1 protein-coding gene is annotated in these 616 nt (G+C 65.6%); it reads left to right on the forward strand.

Annotated elements, in window-relative coordinates; translation table 11 throughout:
• Positions 1-86 precede the first annotated feature (86 nt).
• Positions 87-616, forward strand: a 530-nt coding sequence (locus KUM32_RS42865) for a class II fructose-bisphosphate aldolase (protein ID WP_217146958.1), incomplete at its 3' end; no start/stop codon positions are given.

Genomic DNA, 616 nt, shown 5'->3' on the forward strand with positions numbered 1-616 from the left:
AGTCTGGAAGGATGGGGTCGACGATGACGTCGCCCCCTAGGTCAGGGCATTCACAACGCAACCGGCACTTCACAAGGAGCGGACCCATGCCCATCGCAACCCCCGAGGTCTACAACGAGATGCTCGACCGGGCGAAGGCAGGCAAGTTCGCCTACCCGGCAATCAACGTGACCTCGACGCAGACCCTGCACGCGGCACTGCGTGGCTTCGCCGAGGCCGAGAGCGACGGCATCATCCAGGTTTCCACCGGTGGCGCCGAGTTCCTGGGCGGTCAGTACAGCAAGGACATGGTCTCCGGCGCGGTGGCGCTGGCCGAGTTCGCGCACGTGGTGGCCAAGAAGTACCCGGTCAACATCGCGCTGCACACCGACCACTGCCCGAAGGACAAGCTGGACGGCTTCGTCCGGCCGCTGATCGCCCTCTCCCAGGAGCGCGTCGCCGCCGGTCAGAACCCGCTCTTCCAGTCCCACATGTGGGACGGCTCCGCCGAGAAGCTGGACGAGAACCTGGCCATCGCCAAGGAGCTGCTCGCCGAGGCCGTCAAGGCGAAGATCATCCTTGAGGTCGAGATCACCCCGACCGGTGGCGAGGAGGACGGCGTCACGCACGAGATCAA

It is taken from the genome of Streptomyces sp. AC627_RSS907 (genome assembly GCF_019049165.1).